21 protein-coding genes are annotated in these 23,368 nt (G+C 36.4%); 10 read left to right on the top strand and 11 right to left on the bottom strand.

Annotated features, from left to right (window positions below):
* The first annotated feature begins 13 nt into the window (after positions 1-13).
* The 3 genes from FSZ17_RS08475 (at position 14) to FSZ17_RS08485 (ending at position 5,095) form a co-directional block, all read left to right on the top strand.
* Complete coding sequence (locus tag FSZ17_RS08475; RefSeq protein ID WP_057774122.1) at positions 14-781, top strand: amino acid ABC transporter permease; 768 nt, start codon at positions 14-16, stop codon at positions 779-781.
* A gap of 18 nt (positions 782-799) precedes the next feature.
* Positions 800-1,534 carry an amino acid ABC transporter ATP-binding protein gene (locus FSZ17_RS08480; protein ID WP_057774120.1) on the top strand — a complete coding sequence of 245 codons (735 nt, stop codon included), beginning with the start codon at positions 800-802 and terminating at the stop codon, positions 1,532-1,534.
* A 528-nt stretch (positions 1,535-2,062) separates the two neighbouring features.
* The gene (locus FSZ17_RS08485; protein WP_057774118.1) at positions 2,063-5,095 is read left to right on the top strand and encodes an efflux RND transporter permease subunit; all 3,033 of its coding nucleotides are present in this window, start codon (positions 2,063-2,065) and stop codon (positions 5,093-5,095) included.
* Between the two features lie 117 nt (positions 5,096-5,212).
* Here FSZ17_RS08485 and FSZ17_RS08490 read toward each other — a convergent pair whose 3' ends face one another.
* The gene (locus tag FSZ17_RS08490; protein WP_057774117.1) at positions 5,213-6,037 is read right to left on the bottom strand and encodes an aldo/keto reductase; all 825 of its coding nucleotides are present in this window, start codon (positions 6,035-6,037) and stop codon (positions 5,213-5,215) included.
* A gap of 189 nt (positions 6,038-6,226) precedes the next feature.
* Between FSZ17_RS08490 and FSZ17_RS08495 the strand changes: the two genes are divergently transcribed.
* From FSZ17_RS08495 to FSZ17_RS08510, 4 genes are all read left to right on the top strand, one after another.
* The gene (locus FSZ17_RS08495; protein ID WP_057774115.1) at positions 6,227-7,576 is read left to right on the top strand and encodes an alkaline phosphatase family protein; all 1,350 of its coding nucleotides are present in this window, start codon (positions 6,227-6,229) and stop codon (positions 7,574-7,576) included.
* A complete protein-coding gene (locus FSZ17_RS08500; protein WP_057774113.1) occupies positions 7,576-8,862 on the top strand; it encodes an MFS transporter in 1,287 nt (428 codons plus the stop codon). The genes FSZ17_RS08495 and FSZ17_RS08500 overlap by 1 nt, the downstream gene beginning before the upstream one ends.
* A gap of 353 nt (positions 8,863-9,215) precedes the next feature.
* A complete protein-coding gene (locus tag FSZ17_RS08505) occupies positions 9,216-9,659 on the top strand; it encodes a helical membrane plugin domain-containing protein (protein ID WP_057774111.1) in 444 nt (147 codons plus the stop codon).
* A 40-nt stretch (positions 9,660-9,699) separates the two neighbouring features.
* Positions 9,700-10,881 carry an NAD(P)/FAD-dependent oxidoreductase gene (locus FSZ17_RS08510; RefSeq protein WP_057774109.1) on the top strand — a complete coding sequence of 394 codons (1,182 nt, stop codon included), beginning with the start codon at positions 9,700-9,702 and terminating at the stop codon, positions 10,879-10,881.
* Positions 10,882-10,970: 89 nt separating this feature from the next.
* Here FSZ17_RS08510 and pepT read toward each other — a convergent pair whose 3' ends face one another.
* Complete coding sequence (gene pepT, locus FSZ17_RS08515) at positions 10,971-12,206, bottom strand: peptidase T (protein WP_057774107.1); 1,236 nt, start codon at positions 12,204-12,206, stop codon at positions 10,971-10,973.
* Positions 12,207-12,357: 151 nt separating this feature from the next.
* On the opposite strand from pepT, the gene FSZ17_RS08520 reads away from it, so the two are divergent.
* Positions 12,358-13,497: an amidohydrolase gene (locus FSZ17_RS08520; RefSeq protein WP_322107603.1), complete on the top strand. Its 1,140-nt coding sequence runs from the start codon at positions 12,358-12,360 to the stop codon at positions 13,495-13,497.
* A 141-nt stretch (positions 13,498-13,638) separates the two neighbouring features.
* Here the strand turns inward: FSZ17_RS08520 and FSZ17_RS08525 are convergent, their stop codons facing one another.
* From FSZ17_RS08525 to FSZ17_RS08545, 5 genes are all read right to left on the bottom strand, one after another.
* The gene (locus FSZ17_RS08525; RefSeq protein WP_057774105.1) at positions 13,639-14,748 is read right to left on the bottom strand and encodes a GerAB/ArcD/ProY family transporter; all 1,110 of its coding nucleotides are present in this window, start codon (positions 14,746-14,748) and stop codon (positions 13,639-13,641) included.
* Between the two features lie 103 nt (positions 14,749-14,851).
* The gene (locus FSZ17_RS08530; RefSeq protein WP_057774103.1) at positions 14,852-15,073 is read right to left on the bottom strand and encodes a hypothetical protein; all 222 of its coding nucleotides are present in this window, start codon (positions 15,071-15,073) and stop codon (positions 14,852-14,854) included.
* The gene (locus tag FSZ17_RS08535; protein WP_057774102.1) at positions 15,073-16,284 is read right to left on the bottom strand and encodes a Ger(x)C family spore germination protein; all 1,212 of its coding nucleotides are present in this window, start codon (positions 16,282-16,284) and stop codon (positions 15,073-15,075) included. The genes FSZ17_RS08530 and FSZ17_RS08535 overlap by 1 nt, the downstream gene beginning before the upstream one ends.
* Before the next feature lie 28 nt (positions 16,285-16,312).
* A complete protein-coding gene (locus FSZ17_RS08540) occupies positions 16,313-17,851 on the bottom strand; it encodes a spore germination protein (protein WP_057774818.1) in 1,539 nt (512 codons plus the stop codon).
* A 151-nt stretch (positions 17,852-18,002) separates the two neighbouring features.
* On the bottom strand, positions 18,003-18,752 hold the full coding sequence (locus FSZ17_RS08545) for a YqjF family protein (RefSeq protein WP_057774101.1): 750 nt from the start codon (positions 18,750-18,752) through the stop codon (positions 18,003-18,005).
* Positions 18,753-18,910: 158 nt separating this feature from the next.
* Here FSZ17_RS08545 and FSZ17_RS08550 point away from each other — a divergent pair, with 158 nt between their 5' ends.
* Complete coding sequence (locus FSZ17_RS08550; RefSeq protein WP_057774099.1) at positions 18,911-20,308, top strand: FMN-binding glutamate synthase family protein; 1,398 nt, start codon at positions 18,911-18,913, stop codon at positions 20,306-20,308.
* Between the two features lie 386 nt (positions 20,309-20,694).
* On the opposite strand, the gene FSZ17_RS08555 is transcribed toward FSZ17_RS08550, so the two are convergent.
* The 3 genes from FSZ17_RS08555 to FSZ17_RS08565 all read right to left on the bottom strand — a co-directional run bounded on the left by FSZ17_RS08555 (position 20,695) and on the right by FSZ17_RS08565 (position 21,767).
* Positions 20,695-20,889 (bottom strand): alpha/beta-type small acid-soluble spore protein, encoded by a 195-nt coding sequence (locus tag FSZ17_RS08555; protein ID WP_057774096.1) that lies wholly within the window; start codon positions 20,887-20,889, stop codon positions 20,695-20,697.
* 121 nt (positions 20,890-21,010) lie between these two features.
* Entirely contained in the window at positions 21,011-21,376 is a 366-nt protein-coding gene (locus FSZ17_RS08560; RefSeq protein WP_057774095.1) for a hypothetical protein, read from the bottom strand.
* Between the two features lie 154 nt (positions 21,377-21,530).
* Positions 21,531-21,767, bottom strand: a complete 237-nt coding sequence (locus tag FSZ17_RS08565) for a helix-turn-helix domain-containing protein (RefSeq protein ID WP_057774815.1) — start codon at positions 21,765-21,767, stop codon at positions 21,531-21,533.
* A 185-nt stretch (positions 21,768-21,952) separates the two neighbouring features.
* Between FSZ17_RS08565 and FSZ17_RS08570 the strand changes: the two genes are divergently transcribed.
* Positions 21,953-22,714: a hypothetical protein gene (locus FSZ17_RS08570; protein ID WP_057774093.1), complete on the top strand. Its 762-nt coding sequence runs from the start codon at positions 21,953-21,955 to the stop codon at positions 22,712-22,714.
* 207 nt (positions 22,715-22,921) lie between these two features.
* Here the strand turns inward: FSZ17_RS08570 and FSZ17_RS08575 are convergent, their stop codons facing one another.
* Positions 22,922-23,227, bottom strand: a complete 306-nt coding sequence (locus tag FSZ17_RS08575) for a hypothetical protein (RefSeq protein ID WP_057774090.1) — start codon at positions 23,225-23,227, stop codon at positions 22,922-22,924.
* Between the last annotated feature and the right edge of the window lie 141 nt (positions 23,228-23,368).

Below are 23,368 nucleotides of genomic sequence, written 5' to 3' on the forward strand. Positions count from 1 at the left end.
AAGGGGGAGAACTATGAGTTTTGAGTGGGTAGTTGAAATCATTACAAATAATTGGCCAATGTTCCTTCGTGGTGCTGGTGTAACGCTTTTAATTGCAATGGTTGGTACGATATTAGGCTTTATCATCGGTTTATTAATTGGCGTAATCCGAACCATTCCTACACCAGATAGTGGGGCAAAGAGAATCTTTCTTAAAGTGATTAATGCAATACTTTCTATTTATATCGAAATATTCCGTGGAACTCCTATGATTGTCCAAGCAATGGTTATTTATTATGGGTCTGCTTTAGCTTTCGGTTTTGATATGGATCGATTAAACGCTGCATTCCTAATCGTATCAATTAATACAGGGGCATATATGTCAGAAATCATCCGAGGTGGTATTCTTTCTATTGATAAAGGACAATATGAAGCAGCACAAGCAATAGGGATGAACCATTTTCAAACGATGAAGAATGTTGTCTTGCCACAAGCCATCCGAAATATTTTACCAGCAACAGGCAATGAATTCGTTATCAATATAAAGGATACTTCAGTGCTTAATGTCATTTCGGTCTCTGAATTATTTTTCCAAACAAAATCAATCGCAGGTAACAACTTCAGATATTTCGAATCATTTTTCGTAGCATGTATTCTTTACTTTATAATGACCTTTACGGTAACAAGAATTCTGCGTTACATCGAAAAGAGAATAGATGGACCGGAGAATTACACGATGTATGCCAATCAAATGCAAGTAGAGACACCGGAGGACTTGCTGCGAAAAAAGAATAATCATTAGGCGAAGGAGGGCAAAAGAATGGAAGTAGTTATTGAAATTCAACATTTAAATAAAGCTTTTGGTACGCATGAAGTGTTGAAGGACATTAATTTTTCGGTAAATAAGGGCGAGGTTGTCTGTATCATCGGCTCTTCAGGGTCAGGGAAATCAACTCTTCTGCGATGTGTAAATTTATTAGAAAAACCGAGCGGCGGCCAAATCATTTATAACGGAGAAAATATTTTGGATAATAAGCATGACATCTCCGCGTACCGTACAAAGTTAGGAATGGTGTTCCAACAATTTAATTTATTTAATAACCACAATGTTTTAAAGAATTGTACCGTCGGCCAAATGAAAGTACTAAAGCGTTCCCGCCAAGAAGCAGAAAAAGTCGCGATGAAATATTTGAAAGTTGTTGGAATGGATCAATATGTGAACGCAAAGCCAAAGCAATTATCAGGTGGACAGAAGCAGCGTGTCGCTATTGCACGTGCACTTTCCATGGAACCAGATGTTATGCTGTTCGACGAACCAACATCTGCCCTAGATCCTGAGATGGTAGGAGAAGTTCTGAAGGTCATGAAGGAACTTGCAGATAGCGGTCTCACGATGTTAATCGTCACCCACGAAATGGGGTTTGCTAAGGAAGTATCGGATCGTGTTGTCTTTATGGACAAGGGCGTAATTGCCGAGGAAGGTAGCCCAGAGCAAATCTTTAATCAGCCGACCCAGGAACGTACAAGGGAGTTTTTGAAGAGGACATTGAATTAGGAGTAAGTGGTTTTAGTTGTTAAAAAATTTACTTGCTTATATGAATTGAGAAAAGGCCTATTACCTTATTAATTTTAAGGTATATAGGTCTTTATTGTTGTATCCCGCATTAACGGGCAGTAAGCCCCCCCACCTCAAGATTGCGAGAGAAGCGAGGAAGATAGGTGGGGGACAACTGCCCGTAAAAGCCCGATTGGTTCAACTAACTATCAGTGGGGGATCAAAAAACCCCACTGATGGAAGTTTCACTTTATTGAGATATTCGGAATAGAAGGGAGCATTACTTTGATCCAGACAAAAGTCAATACACCTCAAGTCTTAGAAAAATATAATCCTGTAGATCAATGCAATTAAATTCCATTTTTTCTAAAATGAAGATGCAAAGGAAATGGTAGAAATGAGGGATATTAATGAAATAAATGTAAAATTGTTAATTTTTTATAAAATTAATAATATTTATTGGGGTTTAAGGAAATTTATGGTAAGGATTTTCGGTAATAATTTTATTTTTGAGAGGAGAAACAAAGAATGTCTTTCATAACAAAGTGGGCATTTGGCAATAAAGCTGCTGTTACATTAATGACCATATTAATTTTAGTTATTGGAGTTGTAAGTTATTTTAGACTGCCTATGGAGTTTTTGCCAACTGCTGATAATCCGCAAGTAACCATAATTGCCATGGGTCAAGGGACGGATTCGAAAACGATGGAATCTGAGGTAACTATTCCGGTTGAACGAGCAGTTACTGGTGTGAATGGAAAAAAATCTGTCTACTCTACAACAGGGGACGGATTTTCAAAAATTGATATATTTTTTGAAGCTGGATCCGATATGAAGCAAGCAAAACAAGAAGTTCAAGATGCATTAAATAACGTAAATTTACCTCCATACATATCAAAGCCAACCGTTTCACAGCTCAATACTTCTATGATTCCCATTGCAAATATAGCTGTAACGTTTAAAGATGGAATGACTTCAGAAAATATGGCATTAGTTCAGGAAAAACTCCAGCCATTATATCAAGATATTAAAGGGGTATCCAGTGTTGATGTCTATGGGATAACAGATTCCGTCATTTCCGTCAAAATTGATAATGAAAAATTAGCGGAAAAACAAGTTTCACTTCAAGCTGTTATGGGCGTTCTTCAAGGGCAAAATTCAGCCTTAGCCATCGGAGAAAAAATAATTGATGGAAAAACAAGCAATATTAAGGTGTTTGGTGATGTAACTAGTTTAGATAAACTTAAAGGTTTAATCGTAGCTCCAAATGTTACGCTTGGAGATATTGCAACGATTGATGAAACAAAGAATGCGAATTTCATTAGCCGTTTTAATGGGAAAGAAAGTCTAGATATTAGTATCACAAAGGACAGCAAATCGAATGCTGTGTCAATAAGTAAAGAGGTTGAAAGAGTAACAAAGGAAATAAATAAATTATATGATCAGCAGGAATCAGTCGTGTACATATCATCTGCTGATATGGTGGAGACTTCGGTCCAAACAATGATAAAAGAAGTCCTTCTTGGCGCATTATTTGCAACTATTGTCATTATGGTATTTTTGAGAAATATCCGGTCGACTTTTATTACCATTGTTTCAATTCCGTTATCCCTTTGCTTTACATTATTCTTGTTGTCATGGTCTGGCATCACATTGAATATTTTAACGCTTGGCGGAGTCGCAGTTGCTGTTGGACGTCTAGTTGATGATAGTATTGTTGTTATTGAAAATATTTTCCGAAAAATGCAGACAGAGAAATTCTCTGTTCAAATGATCATCGATGCAACGAAACAAGTAGGAGTAGCGATTACTTCCTCTACATTAACGACAGTTGCTGTGTTCTTACCTATGAGTTTGTTGAATGGTGGCCTTCAGGAATTTCTACTGCCGTTCGCATTAACGGTCACTTATTCCTTGCTTGCTTCATTAATTGTTGCTTTAACTGTTGTTCCGTTAATGAGTGCTGGATTATTGAAGAATACAAAACTTCCTGAGCATAAACCAGCAGTTAGATTTCCTAAGATCGTCACTTGGTCTTTAAATCATAAATGGATAGTATTTTCAATTGCATTCCTTCTTTTTGTAGGTTCTATTGGAACATACTTCGTCATTCCTAAGGGTGCGGTTGACAACTCTTCAGCTGACTATGTTGTTGCCACACTAAGTTACCCAAATGATACACCTATTGAAAATGTAAAGGAAAAAACAATTGAACTTGAAACATCGATAAGAGAAATGGATGACGTCAATTACGTTATTTCACAAGTGGGATCTCCCGCTGAAGCAGCTCGATTTGGGTATGTAGGTTCACCTACAGAAGCGACCTTTAGTATTTTGTTAAAGGATCATGCTAATACAGATAAAATAATAGAAGAGGTAGAAAAGAAAAAGGATCAATACCCTGACGCTCAGTTAGACGTAATGGCCGCTTCTTTCATGATGGGGGGAGCTAGTACCAATATTACGATAGATGTGACGGGGGAAAATATATCAGATCTTGAAAAAACAGCGAATCATATTAAAGAGAAAGTGGAAAAAATTGACGGAGTTGAAGAAGTAACAACCAATCAAGATGAAAAGAAAACCGTTTTTTCCTTTACAGTTGACCCTAAGAAAGGAAATACTGAACAAATAGCTAGGCAACTTGGTGTGATGATAAATCAAACACCAATTGGGACAATCAGCTTGGATGATAAACAAACACCAGTCTTTCTAGAACCCGTTTTTGACACGAAAACAACAGAAGACCTTGGCAAAATTCCAGTCATGACGGATACAGGCCTTGTTCCAGTATCGTCAATTGCATCATTACAAGAGGAAGAGCGTTCAACAAACCAATTCCATAAAGATGGAGAAACTTTCATTCGTGTAACAGCTTCAGTAGATCCAGCTAAACTATCAGAAATATCACAAAAAGTGAATCTTGTGATATTCGGTGATAAAAAGGATCAAAAAGGAATGAAGCTGCCAGATAACGTAGAAGTACTTGTTGGAGGGGCAAGTGCCCAGCAGGCAAATGATTTTACAGATTTATTTCTTACTATGCTTGTTTCCATTGGAATCGTCTTTTTAATCATGGTTATTACCTTTAAGTCAATAAAAGCACCAATAGCTATTCTTTGCTCTCTGCCACTTGCGGCAATCGGAGCAATTTTAGGAATTGTTATAAGCGGAATATCTGTAGATATAACAGCACTTCTTGGGGCACTGATGCTCATTGGAATTGTAGTGACAAATGCCATTGTTCTTTTAGATCGTGTTAAACAAAATGAACAAAAAATGACGATTAGAGAAGCGCTTGTAGAAGCAACAGACACAAGAATGAGGCCGATCTTCATGACTGCGATTGCCACAATCTGTGCAATGCTTCCACTATTATTGAAAGAAACAGAAACCGGAAGCTTAGTCTCACAAAGCCTAGCAGTAGTTGTCATTGGCGGTCTAGCCATGGCAACACTGCTAACACTAATCGTCATCCCTTGTATTTATGAGCTGCTTTATTTTAGAAAATCTAAGAAACAGCGGGCAAACCAATCTACTGGTCAAAATATATCTTTATAAAAATAATTCTTTTCATGAGTTAATGAAAATCCAAATAAATTAGAGTAAAAAAGGCCAGACCCAAATCGAATTTCATCGAAGATTGGGTCTGGCCTTCCTTTTTGGAAGAAAATCTACTTATCTCAAATTGAATTCACTAGGATTTGGACCTTTTCGTTCATTACGGTCAAGCCTATTGATCTCAGTTATTTCTTCTGCTGTAAGTTCAAAATCAAATACATTAAAATTCTCTTCAATACGTACTGGTGTTACGGATTTAGGAATAACGATTGTATTATTTTGCAGGTGCCAGCGTAAGACAACCTGTGCTGTTGTCTTATTATGTTGTTCAGCGATTTTTTGGATGACCTCATGGTTCAATACCTCGCCGCCTTGTTGTAAAGGACTCCAAGCTTCTATAAAGATATCATGTTTGGCACAGAACTCTTTTAATTCGGTTTGAACAAGATATGGATGGCATTCAATTTGATTTAATACTGGCTTCACATCACATTCCTGTAAAAGACGTTCAAGATGATCAATATCAAAATTGCAAACGCCAATGGCTTTTACTCGTCCATCATGATAAAGCTTCTCCAGTGCTTTGTAAGTTTCAACATATTGATCATATTGAGGAGTTGGCCAGTGAACCAAATATAAATCAACATATTCAAGTCCAAGTCTTTCTAGGCTTTCCTCATACGCTTTCAATGTATTTTCATAGCCTTGGTCACTATTCCACACCTTTGTTGTTATGAAAATTTCCTCACGTGGAATAGATGATTTTTTTATTGCATTCCCGACACCATTTTCGTTATTGTATATCATTGCCGTATCAATGGATCTATAGCCAACTTCAAGTGCTTTTGCAACAGCAAATTCTGCTTTTTCATCTTCCACTCGCCAAACACCGAAACCAAGCTGAGGCATTTTTAAACCATTATTTAAAACAACAAAATTCATTTGGCATTGCTCCTATCATTAAATTTTCTAAGTAAATCTTTAATTAGGATAACAATACACAAATCAATAATCAAATTATTAAAAGACGAAAGAAATTGAAAAATTAATTATTTACGAAAAAATAATACTATTACTCTACCCATAAAGTGTACAATGTAAATAAGGATTTATTTTCAATGGAGGATTTTGATGAATAAAGCACTTACTAAAAACATGGTCATTATCTCTTTTGATTGTCTGTCTGCATTAGATTTTGAACTTCTTCGTACACTACCAAATTTCCAGCGAGTCTTGCAGAATGGTTCATATTCTCGGCATGTAGATACGATTTATCCGTCTTTAACATACCCTTGTCATACAACCATTATTACTGGGAAATACCCCAAAAACCATGGGATAATAAATAATACTCTTTTGCAGCCTGGGGTAGCTTCACCGGATTGGAACTGGTATCGAAGCTCCATAAAAGGTACAACTTTATATGATGAGGCTAGTAAAGCAAATCTCACAACCGCCGCTCTTCTTTGGCCAGTTACTGGGAAAGCAAAAAGTATACAATATAATCTACCGGAAATTTTTCCAAATAGGAAATGGCAAAATCAAATCCTCGTTTCGCTTTTGAGTGGAACACCTTACTATCAATGGGAGCTTAATAATCGTTTTGGTCATATTCGAAATGGTTTAAGTCAGCCTGAATTAGATGACTTTGTGTTAGAGTCAGCTGTTCACACGATTTTAACGAGAAGCCCCAATTTATTACTTGTTCATTTTACTGATTTGGATACTCAGCGCCATTACCATGGTGTATTTTCTGATGAAGCAATTAAAGCCATTCATCGCCATGATATAAGGCTTGGACGTATATTAAATGCTCTTGAGGAATGTGGAAGACTTTCTGACACAACCATTGTAGTGCTTGGTGATCATAGTGCTCTCGATGAGAATAAAGCCGTGCAGTTAAACGTTTTATTTAAGGAGAAGAACTTAATTTCAGTAAATGTAAATGGAAAAATTATTGATTGGAAGGCATATTGCAAAAGCTGTGACGGCTCTGCATATATTTATTTAAAAAACAAAGATGATGTTGAAACAAATCTTTTTGTAAGGAGCATACTAGAGGATTTAATAGTAGATCCTAGCAATGGAATTGAGAGCATGATAACAGGAGAGGAGGCTGGTAAAAAAGGAGCAGATCCGGCTTGTGCTTTTATGATTGAGGCAAGGCATGGATTTTATTTTCATGATGAGCATCTTGGTGATTATATTCATCATATTACGAATGAAGATGTTCTGCCTGGCAAAAAATACACTTTTGCTTCACACGGCTATTCGCCTGAAAAACAGGAATACAAGACAATTTTTCTAGCCACTGGCAGAGGGATTCGGCAAAATGAAGTTATTCCATCTATGCGTCTTATTGATATTGGTCCAACATTAGCAAGAATACTAGGGTTGGATTTAGGGCAAACGGATGGAGAAGTTATCGCGGATTTTTTAACTATTGATACAAAAAATAATTTAACAAAGGGGGTAGTATAATGGGGAAAATGACTAAACCTGAACGAAGCTGGGCCTTTTATGATTGGGCAAATTCCGCATATTCTATTGTTGTCGTTACTGCTATTTTTCCTTTATATTTTAAATCTGCAGCAACAGAAGCCGGAATTTCTGCAACTACATCAACAGCCTACTGGGGTTATGCAAACTCATTTGCTACACTGATCGTTTCCATATTGGCTCCATTGCTTGGTACAATTGCTGATTTTAGAGGCTTTAAAAAGAGATTTTTTACTTTTTTTGCGTCATTAGGAGTTATTTTTACACTTCTATTAGCGGTTGTACCAAATGATCAATGGTTAATATTGTTAGGATTTTTTGTTTTTACTTCCGTTGGGTTTGCAGGAGCAAATATTTTTTATGATGCTTTTTTAGTAGACGTAACGAGTGAAGATCGAATGAACCGCATCTCTTCAAATGGATTTGCGCTTGGTTATATTGGGAGTACAATCCCATTTATCATTTCAATTGCAATAATTATTTTGGCTCAGCAAGAAATCATCCCATTATCTGTAGGGATTGCAAGTCAAATTGCATTTGTGATTACAGCTCTATGGTGGGGACTTTTCACAATCCCGATGTTAAAAAATGTGGAGCAGAAATACTATGTAGAGCGAGTCTCTAATCCTGTTGCAACAAGCTTTAAAAAACTGTTTACCACTTTGAAAAATATTAAAGCATATCGTGCACTATTTCTATTCTTACTTGCTTATTTCTTTTACATTGATGGTGTTCATACGATTTTAACTATGTCTACTGCTTATGGATCAGACTTAGGCATTAGTGCTTCAACATTGTTAATCGTATTGTTTTTAGTCCAAGTTGTGGCAGCGCCATTCACGATTATGTTTAGTAAGCTAGGTCAGAAATTTAGTGAAAAGAAAATGATCTTTGTGGCCATCATTGTATATATAATTATTTGTATTTACGCCTATTTCTTAAAAACAGCCATAGACTTTTGGATTTTAGCTATGCTTGTGGCAACAGTTCAAGGTGGAATTCAAGCTTTAAGTCGTTCCTATTTTGCTAAGCTTATTCCAAAAGAATCTTCCAATGAATTCTTTGGCTTTTACAATATTTTCGGAAAGATTGCAGCAATAGCCGGCCCCACGCTAATGGGTGTAACAGCTCAACTAACAGGAAATACGAGCAGCGGAGTCTTTAGCTTGATCGTATTATTTGTCTTTGGCGCTTTCATTCTCTGGCGGGTTCCAAATCATGTCGTGTTCTCTGCGGAGCAATCTGCTGCGAATCAAATTAGCAGGTAAGTTAAGTCTGCATTCTCTATATAGGGATTGCAGACTTTTTATTTTCAGGGAGAAAGTGAACCCTTCAGTCATCAAAAAAAGTAATTTCTATCAATCACCCCATTAATACCTTATAAGTGATGATAATATAAAAATTTAAATTGAAATTACATTTAAATAAGCGTATAGTAATTGAGGGGTAACTGAAGGGGTAAATTTTTTAGTTTAATTGAACATTAAATTAATAAATTTGCTGATATATTATGTTTTAGAGTTTTTTTATTTACTTTTGTGAAATATCACACAAATTAAAATCACCCTTCAGTTAATAGTTTTTTAATAAATTATTATTTACTTGTAAAGGGGAAGAGGATATGACTGCAACGCTTACTCAACCAAGGCCAGAACAAGAAAATCTTGATGTGTCATTTAATCAGGAAAGACAAGAATTACTTGATCAGCTATTAAAACCTGAGGTACAGGAATCCTTAACAACATTAGTAGAACAACTCCCTAAATTAACTGAGCTTGTTTCGATCTTAAATAAGTCATATGACTTTGCTCAATCAGTTGCTACTGATGACGTATTAAAGAATGATACAATTGGCGCTATCAAAGAAATGGTAGATCCAGTTAAAGATACTGTGAAAAATATTGCAGCTACAGCTATTGAAGCTAAGGACCGTGCGGAAGAAAGCCATGAAGTGATTGGTCTTTTCGGTATTTTAAAAATGCTAAAAGATCCGCAAGCACAGAAGCTTTTCCGTTTCGTAAATGCTTATCTGCAAATCGCAGAAGAAAAAAATAGTCAAAAATAGTATTGTTCTTTTAATACAACTAGTAAGGACGGGATAAATCATGTCAAAACATATTGTTATCTTAGGTGCAGGTTATGGCGGACTTCTTTCAGCTTTAACTGTTCGTCAATATTTAAATAGAGAAGAAGCTTATGTAACTGTAGTAAACCAATACCCAACACACCAAATCATTACTGAACTTCACCGTCTAGCAGGTGGAACAATTTCTGAAAAAGCTATCTCTATGCCTTTAGAAAAACTTTTCAAAGGTAAGGATATCGACCTGAAAATTGCTACGGTAGACTCTTTTTCTGTAGATAAAAAAGAGGTAAAGCTTAATGATGGTTCTACTTTAACTTATGATGCACTTGTTGTTGGTTTAGGAAGTAAAACTGGTTACTTTGGTATTCCAGGGCTTGAAGAAAACAGCATGGTATTAAAATCAGTTAATGATGCAAATAATATTTACAATCATATTGTTGGCAGAATTCGTGAATACGCAAAAACGAGAAATGAAGCAGATGCAACCATTGTTATTGGCGGTGGCGGCTTAACTGGCGTAGAGTTAGTTGGCGAAATTGTTGATAACATGACTAAAGTTGCTAAGAGCTTTGGTGTTGACCCAAAAGAATTGAAGATCAAGCTTGTTGAAGCAGGTCCGAAAATTCTTCCTGTCTTACCAGATCATTTAATTGAACGTGCAACGACTAGCTTAGAAGCTCGTGGAGTAGAATTCTTAACTGGTCTTCCTGTCACAAATGTAAGCGGCAATGAAATTGATCTTAAAGACGGTACGAAAATCATTGCGAATACTTTCGTCTGGACAGGCGGTATCCAAGCTCTTCCTATTGTTGAACAGTCAGGACTTGCTTGCGATCGTGGCCGTGCAACAGTTAATGAATTCCTTCAATCAACAACTCACCCTGATGTGTTTGTTGTTGGTGATAGTGCTGTTGCATTCCCTGAAGATGGCGGTCGTCCTTATGCACCAACAGCACAGAACGCTTGGCAAATGGGCGAACTAGTTGGCTACAACCTATTTGCATATCTTCAAGACAAAGCATTTGAAAAGTTTGCTCCTGTAAATTCAGGTACACTTGCAAGTCTTGGCCGTAAAGATAGCGTTGCTTCTATCGGAGCTAATGGTACATCACTTAAAGGATTACCAGCTTCCCTAATGAAGGAAGCAAGTCATGTGCGCTACTTGACACATATTAAAGGTTTGTTTAGTTTGGCTTACTAATAGGTATATGATAAAAAGACCTTCGTATTAAATGCGAAGGTCTTTTTGCATATAATATACTGCACGATTAGAAAGGATCTGACAGTCCTTTACTCTCCCTTTTCCTCGAACAGTCTAATGATATTAACAATCACTTCTGTAGCTTTCACCATATTATCAACAGAAATATACTCATACTTTCCATGGTAATTTTCGCCGCCAGTGAAAATGTTTGGTGTTGGAAGTCCCATATATGAAAGCTGTGAGCCGTCTGTTCCTCCACGTATTGGTTTGATAATTGGCTTAATGTCTAATTTCATCATCGCTTCATAGGCAATGTCTACAATTTTCTTGACTGGTTCAATTTTCTCTCTCATATTGTAATACTGATCCTTCATTTCAAGACGAATATTGTCATGACCATATTTTTCTTTCAGTTCCTGAACGATTTCTTCTATTTTTGTTTTTCTTGCAAGGAAGTTATCCTTATCAAAATCACGAATAATATAACTGAGCTTTGTTTCCTCCACATCTCCGCTTACAGAGCTTAAATGATAAAAGCCTTCATAGCCTTCTGTATGTTCAGGTGCCTCTTCGAATGGCAGCTTAGCATTGAATTCCATTGCTATTTTTGCAGAGTTGACCATTTTTCCTTTCGCTGTTCCAGGGTGAATATTATTCCCTTTAATAGTAATTTTAGCAGCTGCGGCATTAAAGCTTTCATATTCGAGTTCTCCGAGTGGGCCGCCGTCTACTGTATATGCATATTTTGCATTAAAGGCTGCAACATCAAATTTATGCGGACCTCTTCCAATCTCTTCATCTGGTGTAAAAGCAACTCTAATTTTTCCATGCTTTATCTCTGGATGGTTAATAAGGTATGTCATTGCGGTCATAATTTCAGCAATCCCAGCTTTGTTGTCAGCTCCAAGAAGAGTTGTGCCATCTGTGGTAATGATTGTGTGACCTTTATATTGGATTAAGCTTGGAAAATCTTTTGGTGAGAGAACAATATGTAACTCGTTATTTAAGGTAATGTCATTTCCATCATACTTTTCATGGATTTGTGGTTTGACATTTGCACCAGTAAAATCAGTCGCTGTATCTAGATGGGCTAAAAATCCAATCGTTGGTACTGTTTTGTCTGTATTGGCAGGAAGAGTCGCCATCACATATCCATTTTCATCAATTGTTACTTCTTCCATTCCGATTGACTTTAGTTCCTCGACTAGTAAATTTGCCAATATAATTTGACCTTGCGTTGAAGGACATGTTTCATTTTCTTCATTAGATTGTGTGTCGATTTTTACGTAAGTGGTTAATCTTTCAATGATTTCATTTTTCAATTTCCACAACTCCTTTAAATGGTGTTTTTTTCATTTTATCATAGTTTTCAAAACCGTTGAAAAATTGACATTCCAAATCGAAGTTGTTATATAATTATTGAATATTCAAATCGAAATTATCAAAATTTTTTCTGCGAAGGGGATATACATAGTGAAACAAGATCCGATTCAATTTATTGAACATAACCGAGAACAAATTCTACAAACCTATCAAGAGCTTCATCAGCTTGCAGAACCAAGCTGGCAGGAGGAAAAAACATCTGCCTATATTCGAGAGAAACTAATTCGAGCTGGGTTAAATGTAAGAACGTTTGAAGATCATTTTGGTTTGGTTGTAGAGATGAAGGGAGAATTAAATGATGTCATCGCCCTTCGTGCAGATATGGATGCATTAGTTCAGGAAGTGGATGGAAAGGTTCGTGCAAATCATTCATGTGGTCATGATGGACATAGTACTATGGCCCTTTTTACGGCGCTCGCCATAGCGAATTCGGAGCACTCATTCAAACATACTGTTCGTGTTATTTTCCAGCCTGCTGAAGAAAAAGCGGAAGGGGCACTGAAAATGATTGAAGCAGGTGCATTAGAAAATGTTAAATTTCTTGGAGGGATTCATGTACGACCAGCTATAGAAATTCCTTTTAAAAAGGCTGCACCTGTCATTCTTCATGGATCTACGGCAACTATTCAAGGTGTAATAAAGGGTGTTCCAGCACATGCGGCAAGACCAGAGGAAGGAAATAACCCGCTTGAAGCAGCTGCTTTCTTAATTCAGGCTATTCGTCAGATCCAATTGAAGGATGCACATAAGTACTCTATCAAGATAACAGAGCTGCACGGTGGTGAGGCATCGAATTTAATTCCGGAAACGGTTCATTTTACATTCGATTTAAGAGCTGAAACGAATGAAACGATGAACAAGCTTATATTAAAAGCAGAACAAACGATAAAGAAAATCTCTGAACTGACAGAAACAGTGATTGAGTCAAGTCTTGGGGAATATTCACCCGCAGCTGTACGCAATCCTAAAGCAATGGAGCTTGGGAAAAAAGCCATTACTTCTATCCTTGGGGAAGAAAATTATGTTCAAGAATGCCCTTCTCCAGGAGCGGAGGATTTCCACTTTTATTCGTTAAAAAAACCGGAAATTTCAGCTACAATGATTGGTCTAGGATGTGATCTAAAGCCAGGCCTTCATCATCCAAAAATGAATTTTAATCAAGGAGCCTTGGTGTACGGAACGAAAATATTAACAAGTCTTTTGTTAGAAGCAGATCAGGAGAAATGGTAAAATTTGATTTCAAGAATTCATAATAAAACACTTATAAAGACCTCTTTTCCTTACACAATGAGGTCTTTTTTACATCCTATTAGGAGATATTGTATTTCTATTCAGGTGTTTTTTTAAAATCAATAGATAAGAAAAAACAAATTATTTATAGACTGAATTTGATTCCTTTTTTCTATTTCTATTTTTAAAAAATGCAATTCCTAATAATAACAGGGGAATAATCGTTTGAATAGTAACCGAATAAAAAGGGAATGCTGTGATTTCATAATGAATAAAGGCCATTGAACTAGGGACTGCCCAAAAACTAAATTCTACGATCAAAATTCCAATTGGCCAGACAATTGGCCGATAGTCCTCAATATTTAGCCACTGAGCCGTACCTAAAACAACAACGTAGAAAAACACAGAAATCTTTACAAATGTTCCTAAAATCCAAATAGCCATTGTGACTGATTCAAGATTTTCAAAAAAATCCGCAATACTAACATACCGGCTAATATTCATCAGTGGGTAACTCTTTGAAGAAGTAGTAGTTCCTAAGATAAACAAAACGATTAAGTTCACAACAACTAATGTTATCATTACAGCTAAAACTGTTAATACTCCGTATTTCCTGCCTTTTTTCTTATCAGTTAAAAAAGGCAGGAAAAAAATAATCATAAAAATTTCTGAGAACCATCCGCTTGGCACTATGGCACCCTTGATTGGAGGAATGATCCCTTTTTCTAAAATTGGAAATATATTTCCTATCTCGAAATCAGGGCTCAATAATAGTATTAATAATAATAGTGGTACGAAAAAAAGAGGGAAAAGCAACTGTGATATACGTCCTAATACCTCTAAACCTCCATACACGGCAAAAGCACAAAGGAGTACCATTGTAACAATTACTACAATTATCGGTGTTTGAAAAAGAAAAGAGCTAACGATAAATTCAGCATATGCTCTAGTAATATCTCCAGCAGAGTGGATATAAAAAAATAAGAAGACAAGTCCGAGAATCTTTCCTGGAATTCGACCAATAATCTGTTCACTAAATTGAATAACTGTTTTCTCCGGAAAATGATTATGTAAACTAACAGAAATATAGACCGTTAAAAATCCTATAATGGACGCAAAAATAGGTGAAATCCAAAGGTCTTGTTTCGCATAAGTCGCTGTTATACTTGGTACTGAAAGAATAGCGGTAGCAACAATTGTTGGGTACATTAACATCGCCATCTGAAGAGACGAAATTTTGACCGTATTCATTAGCTATCTCCTTTTACGATAATTGCCGGGTATGTAAACATCGCTATCTGCTGGGATGAAAACTTGAAGTTTTTCATCATAATTCCTTGTTACCGTTATAAAATTATTTTTCTAAAATTTCCCCGAAAGGTTTGAAGACATATTCAATCCACTTAGCTGGACCGCTTATATAAGGAAGATTGAACATAGATAGGAGTAACGCAATAAGGAGAAGCACGATGAATGCACTTTTCTCCACTTTTGGCTTTGGTTTCATTTTTGGCCATTGCAACAAAATGATGATCAAAATGATAAAAGCTGTTGCAAGAAAGCTCCCCCATTTCATTATTCTTTCTCCTCTTCGATTCTTAATTTCATTGGCTTATTAATATATCCCTCTTTGCGTATATGAGCTTTAATATCGTATTTTATTTTTATCTCTGGAAACACTTCATCCCAACGGTTTTCTACCTTCCTCCACTGTTTTGGATATTTTCGATGAAATTCCTTTGCAAAACCGACAATATCAGTTCTCAGTTCATTCTGTACTTTCACTAATACAAATTCGACTCGTTTTCTTATTCCATCTTGATATGCTTTTTCAACTACTTTTAAATTACTTAATTTTGAAATATCTAAGCTCGAATTGTTTTGTATTACAGTTCCTTCAGTTTGGATTTTTACAATCATACTCCAGTTTTCACCATTGATTTGTGGGATCAAATCCACCTTGGCAGTTACTGGATTTAAAGAGACATTCCCCTTTTTTCCTTCAGGTTCAAAGGTAACTGTATAGCCCTTTATTTCATCCCTTAACCATAGGATTCCTCTCGTTTCCCTCTGAGAAATATATCCAATCATTTGGTCTTTTTTAATTACTGCTGATCCAAAAATTTTAGGGAATTGAAAGGACTTCTTTTTTCCTTTTTCTGTCATGGTCTTAAGGTATGGAAGGGCAGCAGCTTGCGCTTCGCTAGTCAGCATTTCGTTCAAATCTTTCAATGTGACTTTTAATCCAATCTCTAAATCAACAAGTTCTCTCATTGCTTCCGCTGAACTTCTTTCAAGTTTTGATTGAAGTTCAAGAATATGTTTTGCTTTTCCTTTACTAACAAACATATATGCTCTTTCTCTTGGCTGTGGATGACGAAGAAGGAAATCTAAATGTTCTTGTATTCCTTCTTTTGCTATCTTTTCGCCAAAAATAAACACCTTACATTGACCCCAAAAAATTTTACGAGGCAGTTCGGCTTGTAGCTTTGAGATTGCATCTGCCATATTGACTCCTTTTTGGGAAATGACAAAAGTAAGCTCCCCGCCGGTTCCTCCTCCAGATGCTCCGCCTGGGCTACTGCTCATACCAAATGCTCTAGGTATAAAAATTTGAAGGCTTAGTTCAATTTGATTATCTTCCTTTTTATCAATTGCAGTTGCCGTTACAATTGCTATGTCATTAGTTTCCCACCTGTCCCAACAACCACTTAATAAAAATAATGATCCGCTAAAGGAGATGAAAATAAGAAATTTTTTTTTGAAATGACTCCTCCTTTTAGGCATTGTTGATTCCCTACTTTCGTAAATTCTCCTAATCTCCTCCTTTATTTGGACCAGGTTTCTGAACAGAGGGTTGTTTATATAGGTTGGCCTCACCAGTTAAGCGAGGCCGAGTATCCATCATCCATAAAGGGGATCTCCACAGCACATCTTTTAATTCCCTTACTTTTAATGGCGCAAGTGGTGCTAAATATGGCTCACCGAAGGAACGTAAACTGCATAGGTGAATAAAAATAGCAAGGATTCCCATCATTATCCCAAGTAATCCTAATGTCCCAGCAAGAAAAATAATTGGAAAACGGATTAATCTAATAGCGATTCCGGCTACATAGCGAGGAATCATAAAAGAAGCGATTCCGGTTATCGCTACAACAATGACCATCGGTGCGGAAACCAATCCAGCTTGTACGGCAGCTTGACCAATTACTAATGCACCCACTATGCTGACAGCGGCTCCAACCTGTTTTGGTAATCGAACTCCTGCCTCACGCAACGCTTCAAACGTTATTTCCATGATCAAAACCTCTATTATAGCTGGAAAAGGGACAGTTTCTCTGGCGGCTGCTATACTCAGAAGCAATGCGGATGGCACCATTTCTTGATGAAATGTTGTAACAGCTACGTAAAAAGAAGGAAGCAAAAGAGAAACTCCAAGGAATACATAGCGCAGCCAACGAATAAAAGTGCTTATCATAAAGCGTTGATAATAATCTTCCTGTGATTGGAGTAATGAAAAAAACGAAATAGGAGCAATTAAAGTAAAAGGAGTACCCTCAACTAAAATGACCAGTCTCCCCTCTAGTAAATTTGCACATGCAATATCAGGTCGCTCAGTTGACAAGATTTGAGGAAATGGTGAGTAAGGGTTGTCCTCAATCATTTCTTCAATATACTCACTATCCAAGATTCCATCGATGTTAATCCGATTAAGCCTATTCGTAACTTCTTCGATAAGAGTCATATTGGCTATTCCTTCAACATACGCAAGTCCAATTGTTGTTTTTGTATAAGTTCCTATTTTCATGGTTTTGATCTTAAGTGCCGGACTTTTAATAATTCTTCTTAATAATGAGATATTAACTCCAATTGATTCGATAAATCCTTCACGTGGCCCTCTAACTGATGCTTCAGCCTCTGGTTCTTCTATACTGCGTTTTTCCCATTTGGATAATCCTAAAGAAAAACCACTATTTTCTCCTTCACAGAGAAGAATTGGATTCCCAGAGGATATTGATTCAATGCACTCATTCAAGGAATAGACTGAATTCCATTTTGAGATTATTAGTTTGTGTTCAATCATTTCATTGACCGTTAGTGTTTCATGTGCTGTTTCATTCATAAGAGGGGAAAGCACGTGTTTTTCGATTCCTATAGTGTCTGAAAGTCCTTCAATATAAATAATCATTGCTTTCTTTTTTCCTAGAAGTAAAAACTCTCGAAAAAAGACATCTGAACAATTATTGTAGATGGAACGAAGTGCTTCGACATTTTGATGATAACTAAAATTAAGGGAACTCTCTGGCTTAGGATCCTGGAGATTCTTTTGTATTTGTTTCTGCCTTTCATTCATATTCCTTAATAATTTTTTTATATTACGAATCACGCTTTTGTTCCCCCAATTTTTATGGATGAATCGAACTCCTATTTCTATGATTCTTCATATAGGATATTTTATACAGGACATCCTAAATATCGCTTTGTGGATGTAATATCCTTTAAACTCATTTAGAAGGTTGTTTTTTGATATTCCAAATAAGTGAATCTACACCTTTTGAAAAGTGAGAGATGGATTGTACTCCAGCAAGGTCAATTTTAAATGGTGAAAACAGGTTATTCTTATAAATTTCTGAATTCGCTTTTTGTAAGGGCCAGGGACGATGATGTATTTCAGCGCAAAAGACGCTTCCTTTTTTATTTGTACTAAAAAGACAATATCTCTCTGTAAGCCAATGATCCAGCGTTCCTTCTTTCGGAAAATAAACCTCTGGAAGAGAAGTATATGTTCCTTTACAAAGAATAGGATTTTTTTGGTTTTTTTTTCGAATACTTTCGAAATGAAAACTAGGCTCCTTTTCTTGAACAGAAATATTCGCAGAGTGATAAGGTAAGTGAAACCATCTTTTTGCTAATGTGTAGGACGCCAAGTCACTAACATCAAGAGACAAGAAATAAACTCCCGGTTTCCCATTGTGTTGAACATATGTGCGTACATTGATTTCTGGAAATGGCGGGAGAATGGATATTGGTGGAAAACCACGTGGATAGATGCCTTCCATTTTGAATACTACGATACCCAGCCATGCAACTCCGCCAAAGGTGTCAATATGTAAAGAAGGGTGTATATGCTCCCGAATTATTTCAGGAGAAATTGGCCAATGAATAAACAATAGATTCCGCCAAGCTTGACGCATTATCCAATTTTTTGAAGGTAATAGAAAAGGGCGGTGAGCGGTATCATTTATTAATTTCATTAAAATGATCTCCTTTTCAAATTCCACATTTTCTATAGTCTTTTCTTCAAATGAAAAAATAATACTGTGGAGGAATCTATTGAATAATAGAACTTTCCTTATTTGGTAATAATAAGGATTAATAAAATCATTAATTAATAAGCAATTGGAGAGGAAAAATGACAAACATTTTAACATATATTACTTTTGCTATGGTTGTAATAATATTTGTCTTTATGTTATTTACTCTTGTTGGCTGGCGTTGGATAATGAAAAAAATTGTAAAAAAGATGGGTAAAATTATATTAACCGACAGTTATCAAGAAAATATTATGGAGTTAATGCCGGGTCTCAGACATTTGGGTATTCAAAATATGCTGGAAAATAGCTTGCGGGCAGAAAGTGGAGATGTCCTTCATCGTCCACTTGGTTCATCAAAGAAGTGGCCACATTTAGACCCGATTACATTTATCCCTGCGCAGACAACACCATTTGCCATTAGTGGAGATGAAGATGTAGATGTGAAGGTAACAATTGGACCAAAAGCAAAAAAGCCAATGAAAATAAAAATTCCACTTATGATAAGCGGAATGGCCTATGGAATTGCACTTAGCGAGGAAGTAAGGCTTTCTTTGGCAGAAGCTGCGAATAATACCGGTACAGCCATTAATTCTGGAGAAGGGGGAATCATGCCAGAAGAATTAAATGCAGCAGGGAATTATATTGTTCAGTTTTCCAAAACTGAATGGTCAAAAGAAGAAAATTTATTTAAGCGGGCAAATGCAATTGAAATTAAGCTTGGGCAAGGTGCATTATTTGCTGTAGGCGGAAGAATTTCGCCAGATAATTTAACAGGTCGTGCTCGTGAAATCATGGGTCTCAAAGAGAATGAAACGGCTGTTATTTATGATAATTTTTTTGAAAATCAAACCTTAAAGGATTTAAAAGGACTTGTTGATGAGCTTAGACAAATATCTGGAGGAGTACCCATTGGTGTAAAAATGGGGGCAGGGGGAAAAATTGAAGAAGATATTGACCATGTAATTGAGATGGGTATAGATTATATTGCAATTGATGGAGGACAAGCGGCGACACTTGGAGCTGCTCCTATTCTTTCAGATGACTTTGGAATTCCGACTTTGCATGCTATCTTCCGAGCTAGTAAACATTTAGAAAAAAGGAAAATGAAAGGGCAGATTAGTTTAATCGCTTCAGGAGGTTTATTTACACCTGGACATTTTTTAAAGGTTCTTGCCCTTGGTGCTGATGCAGTTTATGTTGGTTCTGCTATGTTATTTGTTGTTTCACATCATCAAGTATTAAATGCACTCCCTTTTGAACCGCCAACACAAGTTGTTTGGAATCAAGGGAAATTCAAGGATCAATTTGACAAAGAAACTGGAGTAAAAACGGCAGAAAAATTCTTAACCTCTAGTACTGAAGAGATGAAAATGGCTTTAAGAGCAATGGGTAAACGCTCATTAAAGGAGTTATCTAAAAAGGATTTAGTTTCTTACGATGAATTGACTGCGAAAATGATTGGAATTCCATTCTCATTTGAGCCTTGGGAAAATTAGAAAAGCACAAGCTCCTTATGGTCGTGCGGTATATATGCGGACTAAAGAAAATATACTTATCGCAGATTAACGGGCAGTAAGACCCCCACTTCAAGGATTCGCGTATGTAAAGAAGAGTAAGTGGGGGATCAACTGCCCGTAAATGCCCGTAAAATGAACACAGACTAAAAGCGCCACATCGTGTGGCAACGTCTGTGTGACCCTCTTCCTGTGGGCCGCAACGAACCATCAGTGGGGGATGAAGGCCGACTAAGAACGCCACGTCCTGTGGCAACGTCGGCACTAGCACGTCCTGTGCGTCGAAAAACCCCCACTGATGGAAGTTTCACTTTATTCTTAAAGTGGAAGGGGACCCTCGAAAAAAGGTCCCCTTCACAATAATCAGCTTACTGTCCCTGCTGATTTTTTAGTTGTTCCTGTCCCATGGCTACTAGACGTTTCGTCATTTCGCCTCCGACAGAACCATTTGCTCGTGCGGTTGTATCAGCACCAAGTTGAACTCCAAACTCTCCCGCGATTTCATTCTTCATTTGATCTAGAACATTCTCAGCACCGGGTACTAAAAGTTTGTTTCTTGCCATGATACATCACTCCCACCACGATTATTTTGAGCAATTTATTTAATTGCTCAAATTTAACTTAACCGTTTATGAGAGGATTGATTCAAATAGTTATTATGATAATGACTTCATTTTGGTCAGATCAAAAGCCATCTTCAGTCGCTTGAAATGGAATGGTTAATCGGTTTTCTACTACTCTTAGTCTTTGATTTAGTCGATTTAATCTTCTAAAAGTGCGTTCATCGTTTTGATTTAATCTTTTTATTTCCTGATTTATTCGGATAATTTCTTGATTTAGTCGTCGAATTTCATTATTTAATCTCGTTATTTCTCTAATCTGCTCTTCATTTTGCCTCTCAAGGGTGTTAACCCTTTTTTCCAATTCCCGAATCTGCTGCGGTTGTTGCCTGTAAAGATCATTTTGCTCATGTGGATTAGTGACCTGAGATGGCATGTAAGATCCGTACTGGTGTGGAGCTAATCCATAATAATAATCATTAGGATGCATAGGGACATATCTCCTTTATTCATGGTAATGTTTCCCTATAATCTATGTAGGCTGCTGCGGAGTGACACGGCCATTGCCTAACTAAGCCATGGTCATGCAATAGAAGGTGAAATGGTGATCATGCAAAGCGTTGCAGAGAGAGTTAAACGGCTTTTTACATAAAGGGTGGTACTCCTTTACTGATTTCAGATACGAAAGAAGCGATTGATTGTAGCTGTTGATCATCTAAATCAAAAGCTGTTTTTATTTTGTTTTCAAGATTGGCTGTTACACTTCTTTTACCGACTTCTACTAAGGCGATAAGTGAGAAGCTGCAACTGACAATCTTTGCGAAATCACGCTGATTCATCTCATAGCTTTTTCGTATGAATTTAATAATTTCTTTATTCATTCGCATACTCATACCCCCTTGGTAAATCACTTTATTTTTAAACTTAGCATTGAAGGGCTCCTTTTGTAAAGTAAATTGTTAGTACTAAATATTGGCAAAATAGAAAGTTAAATATAGGAAAATGGAACACACCTACAAGAAAACCCATAAGGTAAACTAAGAACCTATTGGAAGTAGGGAGAAGAATGATTTATATAGAAGATTATGGGGCGAAGCCAGCTACAAATCGGTTTCATGGGGTTCAAAGAGAGATTTTTATCGCCTTAGAGGATAGCCCGGAAGTTCACCGATATCATTCTCTTCATGAATTGCTCTTTGATTTAAAATTAAGGGAAAACATTATCCTAACTGCAAGAAAACTTAATGAAAGTCAAGTAGCATTTGCCCCATTTGTGACATCAAAATTTAACCCGCGTATATGGAAGAAAACTAGATATGGTTATTTGCTTGACCCATCTGTATTACCTTCAGATGCAATAAAGGATATTTTTGAAAATGGTAAGGAATATGCATTTGAATGTACGACTGCTATTGTCATTATTTATTATAAAGCTGTGCTCAATTCGATTTCAACAAGCTTTTTCAATATGCTATTCCAACGACTGCTTGTCTGGGCTTGGAACTATGATAGGGATTTAGGCATCATTACTAGGGAAGGCAGAGATTTTATTCCAGGAGATGTCGTCTATTTTAATAACCCTGATTATGATCATCCTGTGTGGTCAGGAGAGAATGCGTTCTATTTGGGAAATGGATTGTATTTTGGTCATGGGATTGGGATTAGGAGCGAAGAAGGGATGATTCAAGAATTAAACAAATTAAGAAAAAAAAACGCAACAAGATCAGCTTATTTAATTTCACAGTATAGCAGATTAAATTCTCGATACTTATCACAGTTTACAAGACAGCCATTGTTTTTAACGGATCGAACTTATAATCATTTTTAATTGACATCTATGGTTTGGGTTTTAATTTGGAAGACCATTTTTTGGATTTTGTATTCCATTTTTATGGGGATTAGCTTTAGGTGCAGCACTAGGAGGTGGTTTCGGGTACCTTTATTCCCCATATTATCCACCTTATCCACCTTATCCTTATGGATGTTGCTAATAATCATAATACGGAAAAGCTCTGCATGATTGTGCAGAGCTCTTTTAATCATCCCATTCTTCATAAAGGATAATCCCGCCTGTTAAGTCAAGTGTGTTCCTCTCTCCTTTGTAATAAAGCCGTCCATTTTCTTTTACAATTAAATTCTCGTAAGTATATATATGGTTTCCAGATGGAAGTTGAATGATAACTTTTTGTCCAAGATCTTTTTGGGGAGCCTCTATTTTAATGATGCTTTTTAAATAAAAAGATAATACAGCAAAAGTAGAAATACAAATGAATAAGAAAATGAATAACCTTTTTTTGAAAGAAGGCCTTTGTCTTTCGATATGCCTTTCTGACCTTGTCATAATGACTCTTTACTACCTCCAAAAATTTATATAATCCTTGAGTATCGTATGCACGAACTTTAAAATAAATGACAGAAATAGACCACTTATTACAATATTTAGGAAGAAATAAATATAAAAAATTTAAAATTTGAAACATTT

This window comes from Cytobacillus dafuensis, assembly GCF_007995155.1.
GTDB lineage: Bacteria > Bacillota > Bacilli > Bacillales > Cytobacillaceae > Cytobacillus > Cytobacillus dafuensis.